Raw genomic sequence first — 23,933 nt, forward strand, 5'->3', positions numbered from 1 at the left:
GTCTCGTCCTTTCCCTCGGCGCGAGCCTTCTCCGCGATGGCGTCTTCCATGTAGCCGATGAAGGCGGTCTCCAGGCTGTCCGCGTTCCGGGCCTCGATGAGCTTCTGGGGGCTGTCCGCCGCCAGCACCTTGCCCGCGTTCATAAGGGAGATGCGGTCGCAGCGCATCCCCTCGTTCATGAAGTGCGTGGTCACGAAGATGGTGACGCCCTGCTTGCGAGACAGGTCGATCAACAGCTCCCAGAAGCTGTCCCGGGCGACCGGATCCACTCCCGACGTGGGCTCGTCCAGGATGAGGATCTGCGGCCCGTGCAGCACGGCGACGGCCAGCGAGAGCCGCTGGCGCAGGCCCATGGGCAGGTCTCCGGCCAACGCCTCCAGGTGCGAGCCCAGCCCGAACCGCTCGACCAGCTCGTCGATGCGCGCCTTCGCCTTGTCTGGAGGCAGGTGGTAGAGCCGGGCGTGCAGGACCAGGTTCTGCTGAACGCTCAGCTCGCCGTAGAGCGAGAACGCCTGCGTCATGTAGCCCAGGTTCTTGCGCACCTCCATGCTGCCTGCGTCCACGGAGCTGCCGAAGAGCTTCGCCGTGCCTTCCGTGGGAGGCAGCAGGCCGGTCAGCATCTTCATGGTCGTGGACTTGCCGCAGCCGTTGGAGCCCAGGAAGCCGAAAATCTCACCGCGCTCGATGGACAGGGTGACGTGGTCGACGGCGGTGAAGGTCCCGAAGCGGCGGGTCAGCCCGTGGGCCTCGATGGCCAGCTCCGCCTTGCCCGGGGGACGGGGCGGGATGGTGATCTCCTTGTGGCCCCGGCGCTTCTCCTCGGGCAGCAGCGCGATGAAGCACTTCTCCAGGTCCTGGGTGCCTGTGCGCTCCATCAGCTCCGCGGGCGTCCCTGTCGCCAGCACGCGGCCCGCGTCCATGGCCACGATCCAATCCCACTGCTGCGCCTCGTCCATGTACGCCGTGGAGATGATGACGCTCATGCCGGGGCGCCCGGCGCGGATCTCGTCGATGAGGCTCCAGAACTGCCGCCGTGAGAGTGGATCCACGCCGGTGGTGGGCTCGTCGAGGATGAGCAGGTCCGGGTCGTGCACCAGCGCGCCGCACAGCCCCACCTTCTGCTTCATGCCGCCGGAGAGCTTGCCGGCGGGGCGCTCCGCGAACTTTCCCAACCCGGTGGCCGCGAGCAGCTCCGGGACGCGCACCTTGCGCTCCTCGGGGGACAGCCCGAAGAGCCGGGCCATGAAGTCCACGTTGTCGTAGACGCTGAGCTCCAGGTAGAGGTTCTTGCCCAGGCCCTGGGGCATGTACGCGATGCGCGGGCCCACGTCGCGCCGGTGCCGGGCGTCCGCGATGTCCCCGTCCAGGACCATCACTCGCCCCTGCTGCATCTTCTTGGCGCCCGCGACCAGGGCCATCAGCGTGGACTTGCCCACGCCGTCAGGCCCCACGATGCCCACCCGGATGCCGCTGGGGACGTCGAGCGAGATGCCGTCGAGCGCGACGGCCTTGCCGTAGCGGTGGGTTACGTCCTGGATGGAGACCACGAGCCGGCTGCTGGAGCCGACTGGCGACCCTGGAGACACGGATGAGACCATGGCTGGGCCCTCCCTTGTCGCCGGGCTAGTGGGGTTCGGATTCCGCGGTGACGACGTTCTGAAGCCGGGAAGGCCATGCGGCCTCAGGGTCCACCTTCACGTAGCCGACGCCGCGAATGCCGGTCTTGATGCGCTCGACGTAGCGGCTGGCGAGCTCGCGGGGGACCTGGAGCTTCAAGCGGAACACCAGCTTCTCCCGCTCGCTCTTCGTCTCCACCTGCTTGGGCGTGAACTGCGCTTCGGGTGAGACGAAGGACACGTAGCCAGGGATGGAGCGGTCCGGCTCGAAGTCGACGGTGAGGCGCGCCTCGGAGCCAATCTTCACGCGGGCGGCCTCGCTCGCGGGCAGGAAGATCTCCATGAAGACGTCCTCCAGGTTCACGAGCGTCAGCGCCGGTCCGCCGGGCGACAGCACCTCGCCGGGCTCGGCGAGGCGGTAGAGGACGCGGCCCGTCACCGGAGACTTGAGCGTCGCGTCGGCGATGCGCGTTTGAATCGTCGCCGCGTTGGCTCGCGCCACTTCGATCTCCTCCCGCGAGGTCTTCAGCGTGGCCTCTGCTTCCGCCAGGCTGGCCCGGGCGGTCTCCAGCTGGCTCGCCCGAACGTCCACGTCCCGCTGCGAGCCGGCGCCTTGCGACACCAGCCTCCGGGAGCGCTCGGCCTCGATGGTGGCGAGCTCGATTTCACTCTTCGTTTTGACGATGCCCGCCTCGGCCACCGCCAGCTTCTCCTGCGTGGCCGCGACGTTCGCGTTGGCCTCCGCCAGGCTGGACTCCAGCGTGGTGGTGTCCAGGTGCACCAGCACCTGCCCTGGCTTGACGAGGTCGCCTTCGTTGACGAGGACCTCCTTCACCCGCAGGGGCTCCTTCGCGGAGACATCCGCCAGCTTCGACTCGATGCGGCCGTTGCCCGCGACGATTCCCTCCGGCAGCGCGGACTTCTTCCCCTTCCAATACTTGAAGCCGATGAACGCGATGATCGCGAGGGCGACCAGCCCAATGACCCACTTGTATTTCCCTTTCGGCTTCCAGGGCATGGCGGACTCTCTATGGCTTGACGGGTTGCGAGACCGTCTTGGTTTCTTGCGTCCGCGGCTTGGACAGCATGTCGCCCCAGTGGGTCCGCTGCTCCATCTCCGCCTGCATCGGCTCTGGCACGATGGGCTGGTCGCGGCGGACCTCCCAGCCTCCGCCCAGCGCCTTGTAGAGGGCGACCAGGTTCGTGGCGATGGAGGAGCTCGTCTGGGCCAGGTTGTTCTGCTGTTCCAGGAGCGACCGTTGCGCGTCCAGCACGCGCTGATAATCCACGGCGCCTTCGCGGTACTGCACCAACGCGAGCTCCACCGACCGCTGCGCGGACTTCACCGCGGCCTGCTGGAAGGTCATGGCCTGCTGGGCGTGGATGAACCCCGTCAGGGCGTCCGCCACCTCCTGGGCCGCCTTGAGCACCGTGTGGCGGTAGTTGACGAGCAATTGCTGGAACCGCGCGTCCTCGACCCGCACCCCGTTCTTCAGGCGGCCGTAGTTCAGGAAGGGAAAGACGATCCGGGGGCCCACGGAATAGAAGAGGCTGCCCAGGGAGAAGAGATTGCCGGAGGCCGCGGCGCTGGTGCTCGCCTGGAGCCCGACTGACCCGAAGAGGGAGAAGCTCGGGTAGAGCTCCGCCTCGGCGATGCCGATCCGGGCGCACTGCGCGGCGGCATACAACTCAGCGCTGCGGACATCCGGGCGTCGCCGCAGGATTTCAGCCGGCATGCCGAGGGCCACTGTCGCGGGCGCCACCGGAATCTGCTTGGGGCCCGCCAGCAGCGCCTCCACCTCGCCCGTGGGCTGGCCCAGGAGCGTGCTCATGGCGTTGCGAGCCTGCTCCAGCCCGGCTTCCAACTGGGGGATGGTGGCCCGGGTGCTCTCCAGCAGGGTCGAGGCCTGCGTCACATCCAGCTCCGAGGTGACGCCGTTGCTGAAGCGCGACTCGGCGATCCGGTAACCCTCCTCCTGGATCCGCACGTTCTCCCGCGCCTGTTCGATGAGCACCTCGTACGTGCGGACCAGGACATAGGTGCGCGCGACCTCCGCGGTGAGCGAGACGAGCGAGGACTGGTAGTCCGCCACCGACCCGAGCAGGCCCGCGGCCCCCGCCTCCACGCCCCGCCGGTACTTGCCCCAGAAGTCCACCTCCCACAGCGCGTCGAAGCCCAGCTGGTACTCCAGGAAGTGACGGTCGATGGAGCCCAGGTTCTGCAAGTTGATGGGGTTGGCCGCGGCGGAGTTCTCACTGCGCCCCACCGCGGCGCCGCTGGCGGAGAGGGCCTGGACCTGCGGATACTGCCGGCCGGTGAGGATGGCCAGCTGGGCGCGCGCCTCGACGATTCGCAGCCCCGAAATCTGCAGCGGCAGGTTCTGCCTGGCGGCGAGCTCGACGAGCCGGTCCAGCGAGGGATCGCCAAACGACTTCCACCATTGGGTGTCGACCGCGCCCTGTGTCGACAGGCGCGGGTCGCCCTGGGTGCGCCACTCCTTCGCGACCGTGGCCTCGGGCTTCTTGAAGTCGGGGCCGACCGCGCACCCGGCGAGGACGCTGAGCAGGGAGACGGTGCTGACGAAGGATTTCATCCCCTGCATGGCGTTGGCCGTCCCCCGCATCCGCTACACCTCGATGGGTGGGCAGAGTCCGCACGGGGTGAAGCGCGCGGAAGTACGAGCCGTGCGAATGCCCCAGGGGGCAGTGTTCGATGTCCGCCGGCCCATGCCAGCCACCGACCCGGGGACGGCGTGGCTGTCATCCGCCGCACCGTGCGCACGTCTGACATTGCGCGTGCCGGGGGGCCGCACAACCCTATGGCCATGGCACAGGACACCCCAAAAGAGCCCCTGAAGCGCAAGGCCTATACCCAGGAGCTCCGCAAGCTCCAGTCCCAGCTCTGCCAGCTTCAGGAGTGGGTCAAGCACGCGCAGATGCGTGTCATCGTGGTGTTCGAAGGCAGGGATGCGGCGGGGAAGGGCGGAACGATTCGCGCCATCACCGAACGGGTGAGTCCCCGGGTGTTTCGCGTGGTGGCCCTCCCGGCGCCTTCGAGCCGCGAGAAGTCCCAGATGTACCTGCAGCGGTACGTGCCGCATTTCCCCGCAGCGGGTGAGATCGTGATCTTCGACCGCAGTTGGTACAACCGGGCCGGCGTCGAGCCCGTGATGGGCTTCTGCACGCCTGAAGAGCACGAGCGCTTCCTGATGGGCTGCCCCGTCTTCGAGCAGTACATGGTCGACAGCGGAATCCTCCTGCTGAAGATCTGGCTGGAGGTCGGCAAGGAGGAGCAGGCGCGGCGGTTCGCGGCGCGGATCGACGACCCCCTGCGGCAGTGGAAGCTCAGCCCCATGGACATCAAGTCCTGGAAGCGCTGGTACGACTACTCCAAGGCGAGGGACCAGATGCTGGCCGCGACGGACACGCCCTTCGCGCCCTGGCACATCCTGCGGTCCGACAACAAGAAGAAGGCGCGGCTCAACTGCATCCGCTTCCTGCTGGAGAAGATTCCGTACGAGAAGGTGAAGCGCGCCAAGGTGAAGCTGCCCCCGCGCTCCAAGCATGGTGAGTACGACGACGGCGCTTCGCTCAAGGGGCGGAACTTCATCCCCGAGCGGTACTGAGCGCCGTGACGAGCTGTGCCCTCGTCACGGCGCGGCGCTGCCCTGCTCGCTACTGACCCAGCACGACGCGGAAGATCCGCTCGTTGCTGTTGTCGGGGATGCTGTCCTTGTCACCCTGGTTGGTGGTGGTCATCCAGAGGTTGCCGTCCGGAGTCGGCTCCACGGTGCGCAGCCGGCCGTAGGTGCCGACGAAGAACTGCTGCACGTTGGTCAGGTTGGTGCCGCTGATGACCTCGCGGTAGAGGCGCGTGCCGCGGGCGCAGGCCACGTAGAGGACGTCGCGCACCACCGCGATGCCGGAGCACGAACCGTCCGCCGTGGAGTAGGTCTGCTTCGGCGCGATGTACCCGGCCGTCGCGCAGCCCGAACCGCCCTGGGACACCGTGCCCTCGCAGTTGGGCCAGCCGTAGTTGCCGCCCTTCTGGATGAGGTTGGTCTCGTCCATCACGGAGTTGCCGAACTCCTGCTCCCACAGCCGGCCCTGCGAGTCGAACGCCAGGCCCTGCGGGTTGCGGTGGCCGTAGCTCCACACATGGTTGCCGAAGGGGTTGTCGGACGGGACGGTGCCGTCCGCGTTGAGGCGCAGCACCTTGCCGGCCAGGTTGTTGATGTCCTGCGCGTAGGCGCCGTTCTGGGCATCACCCGTGGACGCGTAGAGCTTCCCGTCCGGGCCAAAGCGCAGCCGCCCGCCGTTGTGGAACTTGTTGCGGCCAATGCCCTGGAGCAGCACCTGGAGCGACGCGGTGTTGAGGGCGCCGTTCTCATACCGCAGCCGCACGATGCGGTTGTCGGTGGGGGAGGTGTGCATCACGTACAGCCAGCGGTCGGTGGAGAAGTTGGGGGAAAGCGCCAGCCCCATCAGGCCGCCCTCGCCGTCGGTGCTCTGCACGTTGGGGACGGTGCCCACGGACGTCTTCTGTCCCGTCGCCGGGTCCAGGCGAACGATGTTCTGCGCGTCGCGGCGGCCGTAGAGCACCGTGCCGTCCGGCAGGTTCACCAGGCCCCACGGGATGTCCGTGTCGGTGGCGACCTGGATGACGGAGCAGACGGCGTTCGCGCAGGCCTGACCGGTGGTGACCGTCACGGACGCGCTCTGGGCGGACGCGTTGGCCTGGGCGTCGCGGGCGAGCACGGCATAGGTGTAGGCCGTGTTCGCGGACAGGCCACTGTCGACGAAGGTCGTCCCCGGCGGAGAGCCGGCCACCGAGCCAATCTGCACGCCTCCCCGGAACACGTCATACGCGCGCACGCCCACGTTGTCGGTGGACGCGGTCCAGTTCACCGTCACGCTGGTGCCGGACGCGGTGGCGGTGACGCCGGTGGGGATGCTGGGGGCCTGGGTGTCCGCCTGGCATTGCGGCGGGGTGATGGAGAGCGTGGTGCTGCCCTGGGAGACATTGCCCACCGCGTCCCGCGCATTCACATACAGGCCCCAGGTCACGCCGGGCACCACGGTCAGCCCGGTGGACACCGTGGCGCCGGAGACGGACTTCATCAGCTGGCCGTCATGGTAGACGTCGTAGAAGGCGACGCCCTGGTTGTCCGTGGACGGCGACCAGGACAGCGTGGCCGAGTTGCACGTCACGTTGGACAGCGCGAGCCCCGTGGGCACGGTGGGCGCCTGGGTGTCGGCCGGGAACGACCACTGCTGGTTCGTCTGGGCATTGCAGGTCCAGACAATGACCTTCGAGCTGTTGGCGGTGGCCTGACCGGACACGTCGAGGCACAGCGAGGTCGCCGTGTGGATCACCGCGCCGGCGGTGTTGCGGACCCACCGCTGATTCGCCGTTCCATTGCAGGCGGCGATGACGGCCCGGGCCCCGGAGCTGGCGGTCTCCGGCTGGACGCACCACGAGCCACCGAACGCGCGAAGCTCGCCTTCCGGCGTGAAGAGGAACCGCTGGTTGTCCTGGCTGTGGCAGTCATAGATGTGGAGCTCCTGCCCCGCGGTCTGACTGTTCTGCGCCACGTCGAGGCAGCGGCCGGACTGCGTGCTGACGAGCCGCGAGCCGGCGACCACCGCGGCGGTCTGTGTCTGGAGTCCGGGGTCGTTCTCCGGCTTTTCTCCACAAGCAGTGACGGTGACCAGGACTCCGGCCAGAAGGTGACGAGCATTCATTGAGGCGCTCCTTTGCATTCCGCCTCTTTCACGGAATCCATGAAAGGCCTCAAGTGAACTCTCTGGCACGCGTCGGCTGATGTTGAGCGGCTATCAACACGCCCCCAGGTTCAATTGCCTGCCGTCGAAGCCGCTCTCACCGCCTCCGCTCTCTCGAGCCGCTCCGCGCGGAACCGGCGCAGGCGGCGGTTGCTGAGGGTCAACCCGTTGATTCCTCCGGAGGTCGCCCGCGTGAACGTGACCGTGCCGAGCGAGCCGACGAAGTGGTCATCGCCGATCGCATCCAGCACCACCTCGTCCCGGCGGGGCCAGCGGATGGCCAGCTTCCCGTCCATGACGCGCACCGTGAAGGTCATGTCGACCTCCTCGCTGCGGTAGTGCCCCGCGAACGTCGCCAACGCCGTGGCCGTGGGCTTCGGCTCGGTCACGCGGAGGAAGGGTCTCGTCGTCGGCCAGAAGTCCCGGATGCTCAGCTCGCGCGGGCCCGAGAAGCGCCAGACATGCGTCGACTCGCCTGGACGGAACGCGCCATCGCCCATGGGCACGAAGGGCTTGGGCACGCCCACCTGGCGCAGCGCTCCGTCCTTGAACTCCAGGCGCACCACTTCATCCGTCAGGGGGCTCCAGTAGTCGCCGGCCAGTGCCGACACCTCCGTCTCCGCCATCTTCACCGCGGGCGGCACTTCGTCCTTCATGTGCGCCCCCAGGTATACGTCGGCGACCTTCCGTGCGAGCTCCCCCGCGTCGATGGTGCCGCTGTTGCAGAGCGTGACGATGGCGACCCGCTGCGCTGGAAAGAGGAGGGACTCCGTGCGGTAGCCGCCGTCCATGCCGTCGTGGCTCACCATGTCCAGGCCGCGATACCCCGCCAACCGGAGGCCGCCGCCCTGCTGCATCCACCGAGGGTGGGAGACCTGGGATGGCGTGTGCCAAATAACGGCTGGAGACTTTTCCACCTGCCCAGCATTGCAGAAGGAGAGCTCCTATTTGCAGCCCCCGCACCTTCTATATGGCACGAGCCCAATACCTCTATTGAAGTAACCAACTGGTGCGCGATGACAGAGGCAGGTCACTGGAGCTACGGCTCGGGGGGCACCTACGGCCGAAGAACGAAGCGGGACAGAGGCGATGGGGCGTATGGGAAGACGGGTAAGACAGCACCCATGGCGCGCGAAACGCCCCTCAATGCTAGTTTGCGGGCTCGACCACTGCTTTTGCCGAGAAGGAAAACATGCACATTCAACACGTGGAAATCGGTAATTTCCGAAAGCTCCAGGCGGTTCGAATCGATTTCTCCGAGGAAACGACAGTGTTCGTGGGCGCAAATAACAGTGGAAAGACGTCCGCTATGGTGGCTCTTCGCCACTTCCTTGTTGATCGAACAGAGTTTTCCGTTAATGATTTTACGCTGTCGCACTGGACGCTCCTTGATGCTGCCGCAGCTGCTTGGGAGAAGCCTGTCCCCGGCGTCAATGAGCAAGCGTTCGACTGGGGATTAGTTCTGCCGCACTTGGATGTTTGGCTGAACGTGCCAGCGGATGAACTTCATTACGTCCAGAAGATTCTCCCTACGCTCGACTGGGCAGGCGAACACATTGGTGTCCGCTTGCGCTATGAGCCCAAGGATGTGCAAGCACTTAAGCAGGAGTATCTTGCGGGCAGGCTCGCTGCCGCAGCGGTAATGGACGCTGTGCCGCTGGCCGATGAAGCAGTTGCCGCAGGAAGTGTCGAAACGCCTGTGGAAAGGTTTGCGTTGTGGCCGAAGTCAATGATGGATTTCCTTGCACGCCGACTGCGAGCTTGCTTCGAGGTCCGTGCGTACCTACTTGATCCTGCGAAACTTGTCGCACCAAAGGACGGTTTGGCTTCGCCGCAATTACTCCCAGAGGGAAGTGCGCCGATCGATGGCGACCCATTTAAGAATCTCATTCGGATTGATGAGATCAATGCGCAGCGCGGATTTGGGTTCGTCAATTCCTCGCTGCGCGGAGATGATACGAACTCGGATGGAGGCTCGCGGGGCGGGACAAAGCTATCCAGTCAGCTCCGAGCGTACTACTCACAGCACCTTGATCCATTCGATCAACCAGAGCCCAAAGATTTGGATGCGCTGAAGGCGCTTCATGTCGCCCAGTCCGCATTTGGTAAGCGGCTGGCCACGTGCTTTTCGGAGGCTCTGAAAGAACTTGAGGATATCGGCTACCCAGGTGTCACAGATCCGAAGCTCACAATTGCTGCGCAAGTAAGGCCCGTCGATGGCCTAAATCATGCCTCTGCGATCCAGTATGAAGTGCCAACGCATCTTGATGGAGGGAATGGCTATGTGCATCGATTGCCTGAAGACTCGAACGGCCTAGGATATCAGAATCTGGTGTCCATAATCTTCGCGCTGATGGGGTTTCGCGATAAGTGGGTGAGAGTGGGAAAGGCCTCCAAGTCGCCGGAGACCAATAGTGCCTTTATCCCCCCACTGCACCTTGTGCTTATTGAAGAGCCTGAAGCACACCTGCATGCACAAGTTCAGCAGGTTTTTATTAAGCAAGCCTATGCAGTGCTGCGTAAGCATGACAAGCTTAAGGGGTCGAAGGATCATCGCACGCAGCTTGTTGTTAGTACGCATTCGAGCCATGTCGCTCATGAAGCAGATTTCGCTTCTTTGCGCTATTTTCGTCGGCTTCCTGTAAAGGCAGTTTCAGGTTCGATTCCTGTTTCGTGCGTTGTTAATCTTTCGGAGGTCTTTGGAACGAAGGGACAGACGGAGCGTTTCGTTAGGCGTTATCTTAAGGCTACGCACTGCGACCTGTTCTTCGCCGATGGAGCGGTACTAGTTGAGGGGCCGGCGGAACGCATCCTTGTTCCTCACTTCGTGCGCAAGCGCAAGCAGTACGAGTATCTGCGACGGTGTTACATCACTTGGCTTGAGATCGGTGGAAGCCACGCCCATCGATTGAAATCGCTCCTCGTTCATCTCGGCTTAAACACCCTGATTATCACGGACCTTGACGCGCAGGGGTCACAGGGGAAGGCAGTTCCGCCCGCACGGGGGGCAGGTCATACAGCACGAAATATGACCTTGAGGACGTGGATACCGAAGGACGCCTCGCTCGATGCTCTGCTTGATAAGAAGCCGGAGGAACTTGTCAGTTCGGACTCAAGCGGCTTCTCGATACGAGTTGCGTATCAGCAACCCGTTGAAATTGATTTCAAATCGGATAAGCCAGTTGAGGTGTTGGCGAATACGTTTGAAGATGCGCTGGTTTATGAAAATGTTGATTTGTTTAAGGTGATGGATGAGTCAGGCTTGGCGGGGCAGTTTCAGAAGGCGCTTGGCGATGCGAACAGTGTCGGCGAACTCGCTGAGAAATTGTCTTTGGCGCTAAAGAAAGGGGATAAAGCCGAGTTTGCGATGGACCTGCTCTGCAGCGATGAGATTGATGCGATTAAGGTCCCAGCCTATATTGACAACGGGTTGCTCTGGCTCTCTTCCCAACTTAAGCAGAAAGAGGATGGTATGGCTGGGAAGCCGCCTCCAGTCGGATCTGTTGCGGCGACGGGCGATGCTGTGAAGGATGTTGAGACTGCGCAGGTTGCCGCGTGAGTTCCACGACAGACAATGTTGATGCAGATGGAGCGGATGATCACGTTGACGACGAGATCGCAGGCTGCCTTAATCTTGATGCTCCGCGAAGTTTTTTCCTTTTTGCCGGCGCAGGCTCTGGAAAGACTCGGTCGCTCGTAACTGCACTGCATCACGTGCAGAAGAATCTAGGTGAACGCCTCAGAGTTAAGGGGCAGCGGGTGGGAGTGATTACGTTCACGAACGCCGCCTGTGATGAGATTAAACGACGGATTATGTTTGATTCTCTTGTGGATGTTCGGACAATTCATAGTTTTTCCTGGTCGCTTATCGAGGGGCTTAATCGAGATATTCGTAGCTGGTTGTATTCGGAGTTGAGGGGCGATATCGAGCAGTTAAATGCGGATGAGGTAAAAGGTAGGAAGGGGACGAAGGCTTCTGCGTCGCGACTGTCCAAGATTGAGTCGAAGACAAGACGCCTGAAGGAACTCCCCAATATTAAGTCATTCACTTATAGCCCCACAGGAGACAACCGAGGGCGCGATGCTTTGAATCACTCTGAGGTGTTGCAGCTTACTGCGCATTTTCTTCAAACGAAAAAGGCAATGCAGAGCATTCTTGCCTGCCGATATCCGATCTTGCTGATCGATGAGAGCCAGGACACAAATAAGAATCTGATTGATGCACTCTTTGCGGTCCAAGCCGCACTCAAAGAGAAGTTCGTTCTAGGCCTTCTCGGCGACATGATGCAGCGCATCTATAGCGATGGAAAAGAAGGACTCGGTCAGGATCTGCCGCAGGACTGGGCGACCCCAGGAAAAAAGCTCAACCATCGCTGCCCAAAACGCATCGTTGCTCTGATCAATAAAGTTCGCAGCACCACGGACAAGCAACATCAGGAGTCACGTGCTGGAGCCCCTGCTGGGCTCGTGCGTCTCTTTATTTTGCCAAACGATCAAATGAAGAAACCGAAGATCGAGAGTTCCATAGCTGCTCATATGTCGAATGTCACGGGGGATGAGCAATGGAACGAACCAAAAGCCATTAAGACGTTGATTCTTGAGCATCGCATGGCGGCCGCTCGCATGGGATTTCTTGAGGCCTTCTCTGCGCTATACGATGTAGATAGTTGGCGCACTAGTTTTCTCGAAGGAGCGCTGCCTGCATTTCGCTTCTTCTCTGAGCAGGTGCTGCCGCTTGTTAAGGCGAAGCGCAACGATGATCGCTTCGCTGTTGCACGTATCGTAAAGAGCTTTTCGCCAATTTTAGCACCAGCAGCATTGCAGCATTCCGAGGATAAGCAAAGGCACTTGCATCAGGCGAATGCCGCGATCGGCGCGCTCATGGCGCTTTGGGAGGGAGATGTAGATCCCACCTTGCTGGATATCCTGCAGTGTGTCGCTGGGCATAACTTGTTTGAGATACCCGATTCCCTGCGGGCCGATGCGTCCGGCGCCATAGAAAAGGCTGCCGCTAATGCAACAAAGGATGACGGTGAAAAGGACGCACAAGCTGAGATGGCCGGCGCTATCGAGAAGTTTCTGAGTGCTCCCTTTTCACAGATCGAACCCATGATCGAGTATCTCTCGGGTAGAGCTCACTTCGACACTCACCAGGGAGTCAAGGGGCTTGAGTTTGATCGAGTCATGGTGATTATGGATGATAGTGAGGCGGGTGGATTCATGTTTAAGTACGAAGATCTGTTCGGAGGAAAGCCTGCTGGCAATAGGACTGTTGAAGGCACCAGGCGCTTGTTTTATGTGACATCAAGTCGCGCAAAGGAGAGTCTCGCCCTTGTCGCCTATTCAGCTGCTCCGGAGCGAGTGCGGAAATTTGTGCTCGATGAAGGTTGGTTCAGTGCTGATGAGGTTGTTGTGGGTGAGTCAGGGCTGAGTACTCTTCATTCTGTTGGTGCCGCGAAATAGGTGGCGCTGGGGCGCGTCTGGTTTTTCAGACGGCGGAGGCATAGTCATGAATGACACCTGCCCCGGTGCGGACGCAGGGTAGGTAGCATTGAGCACACGTAGCGCTCGCCGCAGTAGCGAGCGATGCTGAACTTCGATCAGCAAATGCCTTGGCTGTTCCCCTCATTGAGGCTCTGCCACGGATGCGGCTCGCGGCGCCTCCGTCATCCCGAGTCTCTCCGCGCGGAACCGGCGCAGGCGGCGGCTGCTGATGGTCAGCCCGTCGATGCCGCCGGAGGCCGCCCGCGTGAACGTGACCGTGCCGAGCGAGCCGACGAAGTGGTCATCGCCGATCGCATCCAGCACCACCTCGTCCCGGCGGGGCCAGCGGATGGCCAGCTTCGCGTCCACGACGCGCACCGTGAAGGTCATGTCGACCTCCTCGCTGCGGTAGTGCCCCGCGAACGTCGCCAACGCCGTGGGCTTCGGCTCGGTCACGCGGATGAAGGGTCTCGTCGTCGGCCAGAAGTCCCGGATGCTCAGCTCGCGCGAGCCCGAGAAGCGCCAGACATGCGTCGACTCGCCTGGACGGAACGCGCCATCGCCCATGGGCACGAAGGCCTTGGGCACGCCCACCTGGCGCAGCGCTCCGTCCTTGAACTCCAGGCGCACCACTTCATCCGTCAGGGGGCTCCAGTAGTCGCCGGCCAGTGCCGACACCTCCGTCTCCGCCATCTTCACCGCGGGCGGCACTTCGTCCTTCATGTGCGCCCCCAGGTATACGTCGGCGACCTTCCGTGCGAGCTCCCCCGCGTCGATGGTGCCGCTGTTGCAGAGCGTGACGATGGCGACCCGCTGCGCTGGAAAGAGGAGGGACTCCGTGCGGTAGCCGCCGTCCATGCCGTCGTGGCTCACCATGTCCAGGCCGCGATACCCCGCCAACCGGAGGCCGCCGCCGTAGCCTGTCGCGGTGCCGTCGTTCAACCTGCCGGAGGTCCGCACCAACGCGACCAGCGCCTGCCCACCGATGCGTGCGTCGAGCAGGTTCTGCTCCCACTTCAGCAGGTCGCCAATCGTGGAGTACAGGTTGCTCGCGCCGTAATGGTCGGAATGGGAGTCGCTGAGTCGCCAGCCCCCGCCGTCGCGGGAGGTGTAGCCCCAGGCGCGCCGGGGAAAGAGCTCGGTGTGCTCCTCGCGGAAGCGGGTGTCGGTCATGCCGAGCGGCTTGAAGATGCGCTCGTCGGTGAAGGCTCGCAGCGACTGACCGGAGACGCGCTTCACCACGGACGCCAGCAACGTGTACGCGGCATTGCCATACAGGACCTCCGTGCCCGGTTCGAAGTTCACGCCGCGTTGCCGGCTCAGCGCCCAGAGGACGTCTGCTTCGGTGGACACGTCATCACCGCGCCAGCCCGCCAGGTTCAGCAACTGTCCCTGCTCACGCAAGCCGTTGGTGTGATGCATCAGGTGCGCGAGCGTGATGGTCTTTCCATACGCAGGCAGCTCCGGCACGTACTTGCGGATGTCGTCGTCCAGCGAGAGCTTGCCCTCCTGCGCCAGCATCCCAATCGAGAAGGCAGTGAACTGCTTGGAGATGGAGGCGATGGAGAAGACCGAACGCGGCGTGACCGCCGCGTCGTGCTCCAGGTCCGCCATGCCGTAGCCTCGCGCGTAGTCCAGCACGCCGTCGCGTGAGATGCCCACGGCGCAGCCGGGCTGGGTCTTGCTGCTCCACTGCGAGAAGAGGGCATCCACCTGCTTGTGGCGGCCCCTGGGCAGCGTGTCCGCGGCCAGGGCGGGGGCCCACGTGAGCGCGACGAACAGGAACGACGACACGAGCAGCTTGCGCGGCATGGAGCGATTCCAGGGCAGGAGGTGAACGGGGGCACCCTGCCTGTGCTGACGCCACGCTGGGGGAGTGTTCAGCCGGTGGGGACTGGCTCTCGGCGAACGGGCACATCCGTGCGGCGAACGGGCCGCACGGCCGAGGAGCATGCCCATCCATGCTCCCCGGCTGCGTCAACTCACGGGTGACAGGTCCTGTATTGCGCCACGGTGGAGGAGGTGCTTACCGAGCAATACAGTGACTTGCTGGACGTGTTTCCCCATTTGTCCTTGGCGGTGACGACGAACGGCAAGTCCGACTGGATGGAGCCGGTGCCCGGGATGTTCCACCACGCGGACCAGGGCGCCTGGGTGAGCGTGACGGAGAAGGTGGGTATCAGGACCTGCGCGAGGGTGATGGACTGGATGCCACGAGGGTCGCTCGCGGGCTCCGCGGAGATGAGGTAGGAGCGGCCCGAGCCATAGAGCGTGAGGTTGATGGTGGGTCCCGTGTTGTCCGCCGTCACCGTACGGGTCTCCGGCGAGCTGGAGACGCCGTTGATGTCCGTGCATTGGAACAGCAGCGAATAGTCACCGTCCGCGCGGCCCGTGGTGTCGACCACGAACTCATAGGGCGCGGTGGTGTCTGTCTGGGTGACGACGCCCCCCTCGCGCAGCTCCACGTGGTGCACGCCCTCCGTGTCCGTGCACTGCACGGTGAACTTCGGCTTCTTCGGCAGGGTGTCGTCCCGGGTGATGCCCGTGATGACCGGCGGGGTGAGGTCCTTGATGAACGCTGTCTGGAAGTTCGCCGTGTTGCCGCACGCGTCGCGAACGAGGGCCTGGAAGGTGTGCGTCCCCGCGGCCATCGCGTCCCCGAAGTCCAGCACGTAGGACGGGGTCGTGGGCTGCGCCACCAGCGTCCCGTCCACATACAGCGCATACGGATATTCGATGCCACAGCCATCCGCCGCGCCGACGGTCAGCCGCACCAGCGAGCCCGGCTGTGTCTTGGCGAAGCTCACCACCGGGGGCGTGGTGTCGAGCGGGGCCGCCCTGGACGTGGTGCCCTTGTTGCCGAAGGCGTCCGTCACCTCCACGGTGAGGTTGTGGGCCAGTGGATCCAGGGGCGTGTAGCTGGCCTGGTACGTCGTGGCTTCGTTCGTCCGCGTGGCGAAGACAAAGCCGTCCACCTTGAAGTCCACCCGCGCCACCGCGGAGATGTCCGTCACGGAGACATTCACCTGGAACGGCGACTCGGTCCCCGCCGCCACCGTCATCGTCACGATGGGCGGCGTGTTGTCCGCCTTCAAGGCGGCATGCTGGACGGCGGCGTTCATGTACGTGTCGTAGACCCGGATGAACACGTCATGGGTGCCATCCGTCCAGGTGGAGGTGTCCAGCTCCTGCTCGTACGGCGGCACGAAGATGCCGTACATGAACTGTCCGTCGGCGCCGAAGTCCACGGAGAGGATTCCGGAGGGGTCGCTCGGGGTGACGGAGTAGCGGGGCTGCTTCGGCGAACCGGAGCGGAGGAAGGAGAAGGTGGGCGCCTGCTTGTCCATCGCGACCGTCACCGTCTTCGTGGCCAGGTTCCCCCAGAAGTCCCATGCCTGCAGTTGGATGGAGTGATTGCCATGGGCCAGCGCGGCGCCCGGCAGGACCTGCGTGAACGTCCATCCGGACAGCGTCTTGATCTGCGCGCCTCCGTCCACCACCAGCCGCGGCGCGGTGGTGTACTGGTCCGGGATCTCGGCGTCGGTGATGGTGCCAGTGCATTCGATGTCCTGGTTCACCTGCCGGCAGCTCAGCGTCGTCTGCGGCGGCACCGAGTCCGGCGCGTAGCCGACGTTGACGGCCGCGAACGCGCGCGCCACGGTCTTCATCCGGTTGCCGTTCAGCACACCGTCCCGCGCGGTCGCCGCCGCGAGCGCCGCCTGGCGGGCCTGCAGGTAGTCCGAATCCAGCGGCATCAGCTGCACCGCCTGCCCCCAGATGCGCAGCGCTTCCGCGGGCCCCAGTCCGCTGAACCCCTGGGGCACCAGCCAGCAGTGCCACGGGCTTGAGGTCTGCGCGCTGCAACCATAGGCCAGCAGCAGGAACATCCGGCTCAGGGGGCCCCCGGAGTAGTGCTCGTCCGCCTGACCGATGGAGTCGAACCACTCCGGATACAGGGGCGCCAGGAGGCTGCGGGACGTGGTGCCCGTCTCCTCGCCCATGGTGAGGTTCGAGGGCTTCACCGCCACCCCATCGATGTTCGTCGACGTCGACGACACCCGCTTCGCATCGCGCAGCAGCTCGGTGACGAAACCGAAGATGTCCCCCGTGCCCTCGTTCAGCCCGGCCCGCTCCGAATGCTCCGTTGGGACATCCGAGGGGTCGCCCGCCAGCTCCCGGCCGAAGAAGTCATGGGCCATCTCGTGGGCCACGATGTCCGTGGTCGTGAGCGAGGTCTTGGCGTTTTCGCTGAGGGAGCGGTAGCCGAACCGGAGCGTCGGATTGCGCAGTCCGGGGAGATAGTAGGCGTTCTCTGCGTTGGCGTGCACCTGGACGTCGAAGGGTGTGCCGTCCCCCGTCGGGCCCGCGCGCCCCAGGAAGGTCTCGTAGACGGACCACGCCAGGCCCACGGCGTGGTAGGCGTCCACCGCCGCGGTCTCCCCGTTGGTTCCGAGCGTGCCTCCTCCGCTGTAGCGGAGCCCGTCACCGAGGATCAGGTCCGGGGTGTAATAGAGCTGCCAGGTGCCGCCCCGCCCCTGCGGGACAAAGGCGTAATAGTCATTGTTGTACACGTCCCGCAGCCGGGTGGCCCCGCCAAAGGTTTCGGAGAACACGGACATGTTGACCGCCCCCGCGAAGTAACCCGTGCCCCGGGCCTTCTTGAACGTCCCCTGCACGCCCGTGTGTTCGAGCGGATCCAGGCGCAGCACCTCTCCGCTGCGTGCATCCACCTGCGCGCTCCAGCGCCTCGACACGTCCCCGTCCGCGCCGAGCTTGAGCAGGTAGATGAGCCGGAGGCCCGTCACCACCCGCTCGAAGTCCTCGGCGTTCCGGGGACCGGCGAAGCGCGGGGCGGCCACGTCCTTCCGGAGTTGGCGCACCTCCGTGGGCAGGAGCACGAGCTGCGCGGACTCCACCTTCGCGGAGGCGTCCTTCAGGGCCGCGAGCGCGGCGTCCCGGGCCTGGGCCTCGGTGAGCCGGGCCTTCGTCTCCACGGTCCCCGTGGGCTGGAACCGGGCGTTGGAGAAGAAGGTCTGGCCCAGCGCTGACTTCGCTTCCAGGCCCCAGACCGGCACGCCCCGGAAGTGGAGCGTCTGCCGCACCCCCTTCGCATCCGGTATCAGTGAGACATCCCGGAGGTCGAAGCCGCGCTCCGCGACCAGTTGCTCGGCCCGCGTCCGGGCCTGGGCCTGCGCGGGCTCCGGAGCGTCTTCCGACGATGTGGGACCACAACTGAGACACAACAAAACAAGGCTGCCCCGCAGCCAGGAACGCATTTGCATGGAACTCCCCCTCTGCTGGACTCGTGAAGACATCCAACACCTGTGATTGCATGAATTGCTGCTTTCATGCAATCCCACCCATGGCGAGGGGGGACCTGGCTACTTCTTGGCGCCGCGACCCTTGAATACCTTCTGACCCAGGGTGAAGAGCACCACCAGCAGGGCGCCGGCGCCCAGTCCCACCGCGGCGTTGAGCAGCATGGGGGTGAGCCCTCCCAGGACGCTGCCCACGCCCGGGACGCGCCCGGCCCAGGCGGTGAGGGACTCCTCCGCGTGGTGCAGGCCGGAGATGCCGTGCACGAGGATGCCGCCGCCCACCAGGAACATGGCCGCGGTGCCCGCCACGGAGAGGAACTTCATCAGCCACGGCGCCGCGCGGAGGATTCCCCTGCCCAGGCCCTGCGCGAAGCCACTGCCCTTGCGGCTGAGGTACAGGCCCGCGTCGTCCAGCTTCACGATGCCCGCCACCAGCCCGTACACGCCCACCGTCATGATGAGGGCAATGCCCACCATCACCGAGACGCGGGTGGCGAAGTCCGCCGTCGCCACGGTGCCCAGCGTGATGGCGATGATCTCCGCGGAGAGGATGAAGTCCGTGCGCACCGCGCCCTTGATCTTGTCCTTCTCCAGGGCCACCCGGTCCAGGTTCGGGTCCTCCAGCGTCTTGCGTAGCTCGGCGTTGTGCGCCTCGTCCTCTTCCTTGCCGTGCAGGAGCTTGTGCGCCAGCTTCTCCGCGCCCTCGAAGCAGAGGAAGGCGCCGCCCACCATCAGGAGCGGCGTCACCAGCCAGGGCGCCAGCGCGCTGATGGCCAGCGCGGCCGGCACCAGGATGGCCTTGTTGACCAGCGAGCCCTTCGCCACCGCCCACACCACGGGCAGCTCGCGGTCCGCGTTCACGCCCGTCACCTGCTGCGCGTTGAGTGCCAGGTCGTCTCCCAGCACACCCGCCGTCTTCTTCGCCGCCACCTTCGTCAGGATGGAGACGTCATCCAGGATGGTGGCGATGTCGTCGATGAGCGCAATCAGGCTGCTGCCTGCCATGGATGTCTTCCGGGCTGGGGGGTGGGGACGTCACCCTGCTTCCGCGCGGATTAGCACAGCTGGACGAGCCGTGCTCCAGCGACGGCGGGTCACCCTCCCGGGTTCAGCTCCCACGGCAACACCGCGGTGAAGGTGGCGCCGCCGCCCTTCGTGGGCTCCAGGTGGATGCTCCCTCCGTGGGCCTCCGCGATGTGGCGGGCCATCCACAGCCCCAGCCCGAAGCCGCCGTGGTGCTGGGTAGGGACGGCGCGCTCGAAGCGCCCGAAGACGCGCTCCTGGTCCTCCGGCCCGATGCCCGCGCCATGGTCCCGCACCGCCAGGCTCACCCGGCCCTCCGCGCGCGCCACGGTGACCTCCACGGGCTTGCCCGCCCCGAACTTGAGGGCGTTGTCCACGAGGCTGTCCAGGAGCTGCTCCAGCCTCGCGCCGTCATAGCTCCCCACCACCGGCAGGGGCGCCTCCAGGGTGAGGACGCAGTCCGCGCGCAGGGCCTTCTCCCGCGACCGCGCCACGACCGTGGCCGCGAGCTCCGCCAGGTCGACCTCCCGGCGTGAGAGGTCCAGCGGTCCGGTGACGAACTCCGACACGTCGACCAGCTGCTCCACCAGGCGCGCCAGGCGCTGGAGGTGCCTCTGCGTCGTCCGCGCCTTGAGCCGCGTGGCTTCCAGGTTCGCGTCCGGAGCCTCGCTGTCCAGGCCTCGCACCAGGGACTGGATGCTGAGCGACAGGGCGCTCACGGGCGTGCGCAGCTCGTGGCTGGCGAGCCGCAGGAAGTCGTCCCGCGTCCGCACGGACTCGCGCAGCGAATCCTTCTCCACCTCGTTGCGGACCACCTCCCGGCGCACGCGAGCCATGTCCAGCTGGGTGCGCACCCGCACCAGCAGCTCGCGCGCGGAGAAGGGCTTCACCAGGTAGTCATCCGCGCCACTTCGCAGGCCCTCCACCGTGGCCTCGTCGCCCGCCCGCGCGGACAGCAGGATGATGGGGATGGCGCGCGTGCGTTCGTCGGCGCGCAGCTCCCGCACCAGGCCAAAGCCATCCAGCACCGGCATCATCACGTCGGAGAGGATGAGGTCCGGCGGCCGGACGCGCGCCTGCTCCAGCGCCTCCTGCCCGTTCCTGGCGGCCTCCACGTGCGGGAAGACGTGCTTGAGCAGACCCGTGACGTAGGCGCGCAGGTCGGCGTTGTCGTCCACCAGGAGGATGCGGGACCGCGCCAGCTCCGCGGAGACCTCTGGCGAGAGCGACGCGGCCGCGGGCGGCGACTCGATGTCCGTGGCGCTGACGTCCATGGACCAGCGGCGCGCCTCCTCCACGAAGGGGATGGCGCCCGTGGGGACCGGCCCTGGCCGGAAGGTGCGCTCGACGCGCTCCGGGGGCAGGTGGTCCGTCCCCCGCGGCAGCCGCAGGGTGAAGGTGGTGCCCCTTCCCAGCTGGCTCGTCACCGCGACGCTGCCTCCATGCAGCTTCATCAGCTCCTGCACCAGCGCGAGTCCGATGCCCGTCCCCTCGTGGCTGCGGCCCTGGGTGACGCGGACGCGGTAGAAGCGCTCGAAGACGCGCGGGAGCTCTTCCTCGGGGATGCCCACCCCCGTGTCCTCCACGCGAAGGACGGCCTGCGCGTCCTCCCACTGAAGGCGCACGCGGATCTCCCCGTGGTAGGTGTATTTCACCGCGTTGGAGATGAGGTTGAGGACAACCTTCTCCCACATCTCGGGGTCGACGTAGAGCGGCTCGGGCAGGGGCGGACAGTCCACCACCAGCCGCAGGCCCGCGCTCTCCACCGCGGACTGGAAGGCGCTCGCGAGGTTCGTGGTGAAGACAGACAGGTCCACGGGCACGTAGCGGGCCTGGGCCCTTCCCGCCTCCATCCGGGAGAAGTCGAGCAGGGTGTTGACCATCTTGTAGAGCCGCAAGGCATTGCGGCGCACCAGCTCCAGCGGCTCTCCCTCCAACGACTTCGGCGTCCTCGCCAGCGCGTCCTCGATGGGGCCGAGGATGAGCGTGAGCGGTGTCCGGAACTCGTGGCTGACATTGCTGAAGAACGCTGTCTTGGCCGCGTCCAGCCGGGCCAGCTCCTCCGCCCGCTGCTTCTCCTGCTCATAGGCGCGGGCGCTGGCGATGCTGGCGCTGAGCTGCCGCGCCAGCAGCTGCAGGAAGCCGCGGTACTCGTCGTCCAGCGCGCGCAGGGGGCTCAGGCCGGCCACGAGCACCGCCGTGGTCTCCGTCTCCACGCCCATGGACACCGGGAGGACGAGCGCTCGCGTCGTGGGCTCGGGCCAGGGCCCGCCGGGAAGGGGCCCGAAGCGCTGGAGCAGGTCCTCGAGCAGGACCTCCTGCCCCCACTGCGTGACGCTCGCGAGCGGCCAGGAGGACGTGTCGTCCAGCGCCAATGCGACAGGAGAGGCAGCCCCATCACGCTCCAGGCCCGCGCAGCTGACCAGGCGTGCCTGCTCCGCCTTGACGACATAGAGCAGCGCGAAGGGCACGTCGTACGCCGCCTGCGACAGCACCCCCTCCAGCGAGCGGAAGATGTCCTCGACCTTCTTGTCCAATGCCATCCGGATGGACAGCTCCCGGAGGATTCCCAGCCGGCGGTCACCCACCACCTGCCGGGTCGTCTCACTCGCGATGGCGAAGAGGCCGGCAATCTCTCCCGACTCGCCGATGGTCGGGTTGTAGGACCAGGTGAAGTAGGACTCCTCGCGCAGGCCCCCGGGGCGGCGCGCGAAGTTGACGTTCCCATCCTCGATGTAGATGGGTTCGCCCGTGTCCTGGGCGCGCTTCATCAGCGGCCCCAGCTGCGCCCACTCCTCGACGAGCGCCTCGTTTCCGCGCGCGCCCAGCGTCAGGGGATGCTTCGCCCCCAGGATGGGCCGGAACGGGTCGTTGTAGAGCATGCGCAGCTCGGGACCCCAGAAGAGGATGATGGGGTAGGGCGAGCGCAGCATGGTGCTGACGGAGGTCCGCAGGGACTGGGGCCAGTGCTCGAGCGGGCCGAGCGAATTGCTGGACCAGTCATGGGCCCGCATCAGGGCGCCCATCTCGCCGCCGTGCTGGATGAAGGCCTCCTCCCGGCCCTCGCGGTGAGGGGTGTCCTTCACCTCGGAGTCGCTGGGAGCTGGCGCGCGCGAGTAGGTCGAGGAACTCATCGAGCGCGTTCGTTATCACACGGCTCCGTGGCCGGGCGGAGCGTGTGGGAGGAAGGTTGACCCCTCGACGCAGGCCTTGGAGGGCAGGCGGCCGGCCATCCCGAGGGCGGCTACGTCCGGGAATTGCCCCGGCGGGCGGCGTCGACGCTCCAGATGCCGGAGCCGTGCGCGGCGATGTAGAAGAAAACGAAGCAGTAGAGCGCCGCGAGCTCGCCCTTGTTCAGCATGGGGTTGAGATTGCCCCCATTGGGGATGACGTGCCCCATGAAGAAGGCGAACGCCATGGTGCCGCTGGAGATGAACGCCGCGGGCCCGGCGAACAGCCCGAGCGCCACGAGCAGGCCGCCCAGGAACTCGATGCCTCCCGCGCCGTAGACGATGAAGGGCGGTGCTCCGGCGGGCATTCCGCCGAACATGCCGAAGACCTTCTGCATGCCGTGCAGCATGAACATCAGCCCCGCGGCGATGCGGAGCAGTGCGTAGATGCGTTCAGCGTGGGGCCGCAGGAATCCCATGGTGTTCTCCAAGCGTGTGCCGGGGGATGGAAGGTCCCGGCACGCGCCCGTGAACCATAATGGCGGGCCCGTGTCCACGCCGCGCACGGGCCCGGGGCGTCACTTGCTGCTCTGGACCACGGTCTCGTCGACGACGGTGAACGAGTCCACCGAGCCCGTCATCCCGATGTGCGTGAAGGCGCTGTAGGGATAGGCGCCGTCATCGAGCTGCTCCACGAACTCGATTTCATCGCCCATCACCTGCTTGCCGTCCTCCAGGGTCACCGTGAACGGGCCTTCCTGGAAGCGCACGCGCCAGATGCAGGCACCCACGCGGCCCGCGCCCGTGGTCACGCCGAACCCCTCCACGCCGAAGTACATGTCCGGGTGACGCTGGCGGTCCATGTACGCCCAGAGCTCCACGCTGCTCCACCGCCACCAGTTGTGCGGCAGCATCATGGCCGTCGGCTCGCCCTGGTAGCGCACGTTGACGACGTAGGCGGAGCCGCCGGGGCTCCCCGTGAACGTAGGCAGCATCCGCATCCCGGCTTCGGGGTTGCTCGGATCCGGGGCCAGCGACAGCGTGCTGATGACCTGGTCCTCGTTCCGGCCGAAGTACTGCACGCCTTCGTGGCTGGCGCCGAAGTCCACGATGGACCGCTGCCGCCAGCTCTCGGCGCGACCCATGAGCCCCACGACGCCGTCCTGGCCCAGCTTGTTCAAGCCGGTGACCACCAGGCCCTTGTCGGTGGACTCCACCTTCGCGTTGCCCGTGGCGCAGTGGGTGATGCCATCGAAACGCTTCACACAGTCCTGCGAGGCCGCCATGACCTCCTGCGACGTGGAGGCGGCCTTGGCCTCCTCCTGTGTGGGCTCTCCCTGGCAGCCCGCGAACACTCCCATCAACGTGGCCGTCAGGAGCCGGCCCATGAACATGCCTGCGCGCGTCATTGACATCCATTCCTCCTCGGGGTGGACAGCGGAGGCCAGATGTCTGCAATGGACAGACCACCGTGCCCAACCGAGACAGTCACTCGGATGGCAATGATTGCCGTGCGGAGGCTGTGACTGTTCAGGTCA

General features: G+C 65.4%; 14 protein-coding genes. 3 read left to right on the plus strand and 11 right to left on the minus strand.

Annotated elements, in window-relative coordinates:
* The 3 genes from D7Y11_RS12265 to D7Y11_RS12275 form a co-directional block, all read right to left on the minus strand.
* On the minus strand, positions 1–1,598 hold a 1,598-nt coding region (locus D7Y11_RS12265), incomplete at its 3' end, for an ATP-binding cassette domain-containing protein (RefSeq protein WP_148139201.1).
* Between the two features lie 25 nt (positions 1,599–1,623).
* Complete coding sequence (locus D7Y11_RS12270) at positions 1,624–2,634, minus strand: HlyD family secretion protein (RefSeq protein ID WP_120577221.1); 1,011 nt, start codon at positions 2,632–2,634, stop codon at positions 1,624–1,626.
* A gap of 10 nt (positions 2,635–2,644) precedes the next feature.
* The gene (locus D7Y11_RS12275; protein ID WP_233597024.1) at positions 2,645–4,219 is read right to left on the minus strand and encodes an efflux transporter outer membrane subunit; all 1,575 of its coding nucleotides are present in this window, start codon (positions 4,217–4,219) and stop codon (positions 2,645–2,647) included.
* A 222-nt stretch (positions 4,220–4,441) separates the two neighbouring features.
* Between D7Y11_RS12275 and ppk2 the strand changes: the two genes are divergently transcribed.
* Positions 4,442–5,242 (plus strand): polyphosphate kinase 2, encoded by an 801-nt coding sequence (ppk2, locus tag D7Y11_RS12280; protein ID WP_120577225.1) that lies wholly within the window; start codon positions 4,442–4,444, stop codon positions 5,240–5,242.
* A gap of 49 nt (positions 5,243–5,291) precedes the next feature.
* On the opposite strand, the gene D7Y11_RS12285 is transcribed toward ppk2, so the two are convergent.
* The gene (locus tag D7Y11_RS12285) at positions 5,292–7,361 is read right to left on the minus strand and encodes a PQQ-dependent sugar dehydrogenase (protein ID WP_126933779.1); all 2,070 of its coding nucleotides are present in this window, start codon (positions 7,359–7,361) and stop codon (positions 5,292–5,294) included.
* Positions 7,362–7,471: 110 nt separating this feature from the next.
* Positions 7,472–8,257: a hypothetical protein gene (locus D7Y11_RS12290; RefSeq protein ID WP_233607266.1), complete on the minus strand. Its 786-nt coding sequence runs from the start codon at positions 8,255–8,257 to the stop codon at positions 7,472–7,474.
* A gap of 335 nt (positions 8,258–8,592) precedes the next feature.
* On the opposite strand from D7Y11_RS12290, the gene D7Y11_RS12295 reads away from it, so the two are divergent.
* Positions 8,593–10,959 (plus strand): AAA family ATPase, encoded by a 2,367-nt coding sequence (locus D7Y11_RS12295; RefSeq protein ID WP_126933780.1) that lies wholly within the window; start codon positions 8,593–8,595, stop codon positions 10,957–10,959.
* Positions 10,956–12,863: a UvrD-helicase domain-containing protein gene (locus D7Y11_RS12300; RefSeq protein WP_126933781.1), complete on the plus strand. Its 1,908-nt coding sequence runs from the start codon at positions 10,956–10,958 to the stop codon at positions 12,861–12,863. Before D7Y11_RS12295 ends, D7Y11_RS12300 begins: the two co-directional genes overlap by 4 nt.
* Before the next feature lie 162 nt (positions 12,864–13,025).
* Here the strand turns inward: D7Y11_RS12300 and D7Y11_RS12305 are convergent, their stop codons facing one another.
* From D7Y11_RS12305 to D7Y11_RS12330, 6 genes are all read right to left on the minus strand, one after another.
* Entirely contained in the window at positions 13,026–14,696 is a 1,671-nt protein-coding gene (locus tag D7Y11_RS12305; protein ID WP_126933782.1) for a serine hydrolase, read from the minus strand.
* A gap of 170 nt (positions 14,697–14,866) precedes the next feature.
* Positions 14,867–18,166 carry an Ig-like domain-containing protein gene (locus D7Y11_RS12310; protein WP_126933783.1) on the minus strand — a complete coding sequence of 1,100 codons (3,300 nt, stop codon included), beginning with the start codon at positions 18,164–18,166 and terminating at the stop codon, positions 14,867–14,869.
* Between the two features lie 99 nt (positions 18,167–18,265).
* Positions 18,266–19,207, minus strand: a complete 942-nt coding sequence (locus D7Y11_RS12315; protein ID WP_121778504.1) for a DUF808 domain-containing protein — start codon at positions 19,205–19,207, stop codon at positions 18,266–18,268.
* Positions 19,208–19,296: 89 nt separating this feature from the next.
* Positions 19,297–22,359, minus strand: a complete 3,063-nt coding sequence (locus tag D7Y11_RS12320; protein ID WP_126933784.1) for an ATP-binding protein — start codon at positions 22,357–22,359, stop codon at positions 19,297–19,299.
* Positions 22,360–22,469: 110 nt separating this feature from the next.
* Positions 22,470–22,874 (minus strand): DoxX family protein, encoded by a 405-nt coding sequence (locus tag D7Y11_RS12325; RefSeq protein WP_120577214.1) that lies wholly within the window; start codon positions 22,872–22,874, stop codon positions 22,470–22,472.
* A gap of 99 nt (positions 22,875–22,973) precedes the next feature.
* Positions 22,974–23,810, minus strand: a complete 837-nt coding sequence (locus D7Y11_RS12330) for a hypothetical protein (protein WP_126933785.1) — start codon at positions 23,808–23,810, stop codon at positions 22,974–22,976.
* Between the last annotated feature and the right edge of the window lie 123 nt (positions 23,811–23,933).

Source organism: Corallococcus sp. AB018, assembly GCF_003986945.1.
In the GTDB taxonomy this organism is placed as follows: domain Bacteria; phylum Myxococcota; class Myxococcia; order Myxococcales; family Myxococcaceae; genus Corallococcus; species Corallococcus exiguus.

Bases quoted from the DNA above. Each gene is read 5' to 3' on its own strand.
- D7Y11_RS12270 (WP_120577221.1), bottom strand. From the start codon at position 2,634: ATGCCCTGGAAGCCGAAAGGGAAATACAAGTGGGTCATTGGGCTGGTC.
- D7Y11_RS12275 (WP_233597024.1), bottom strand. From the start codon at position 4,219: ATGCAGGGGATGAAATCCTTCGTCAGCACCGTCTCCCTGCTCAGCGTC.
- ppk2 (WP_120577225.1), top strand. From the start codon at position 4,442: ATGGCACAGGACACCCCAAAAGAGCCCCTGAAGCGCAAGGCCTATACC.
- D7Y11_RS12285 (WP_126933779.1), bottom strand. From the start codon at position 7,361: ATGAATGCTCGTCACCTTCTGGCCGGAGTCCTGGTCACCGTCACTGCT.
- D7Y11_RS12290 (WP_233607266.1), bottom strand. From the start codon at position 8,257: ATGCAGCAGGGCGGCGGCCTCCGGTTGGCGGGGTATCGCGGCCTGGAC.
- D7Y11_RS12295 (WP_126933780.1), top strand. From the start codon at position 8,593: ATGCACATTCAACACGTGGAAATCGGTAATTTCCGAAAGCTCCAGGCG.
- D7Y11_RS12305 (WP_126933782.1), bottom strand. From the start codon at position 14,696: ATGCCGCGCAAGCTGCTCGTGTCGTCGTTCCTGTTCGTCGCGCTCACG.
- D7Y11_RS12310 (WP_126933783.1), bottom strand. From the start codon at position 18,166: ATGCAAATGCGTTCCTGGCTGCGGGGCAGCCTTGTTTTGTTGTGTCTC.
- D7Y11_RS12315 (WP_121778504.1), bottom strand. From the start codon at position 19,207: ATGGCAGGCAGCAGCCTGATTGCGCTCATCGACGACATCGCCACCATC.
- D7Y11_RS12320 (WP_126933784.1), bottom strand. From the start codon at position 22,359: ATGAGTTCCTCGACCTACTCGCGCGCGCCAGCTCCCAGCGACTCCGAG.
- D7Y11_RS12325 (WP_120577214.1), bottom strand. From the start codon at position 22,874: ATGGGATTCCTGCGGCCCCACGCTGAACGCATCTACGCACTGCTCCGC.
- D7Y11_RS12330 (WP_126933785.1), bottom strand. From the start codon at position 23,810: ATGTCAATGACGCGCGCAGGCATGTTCATGGGCCGGCTCCTGACGGCC.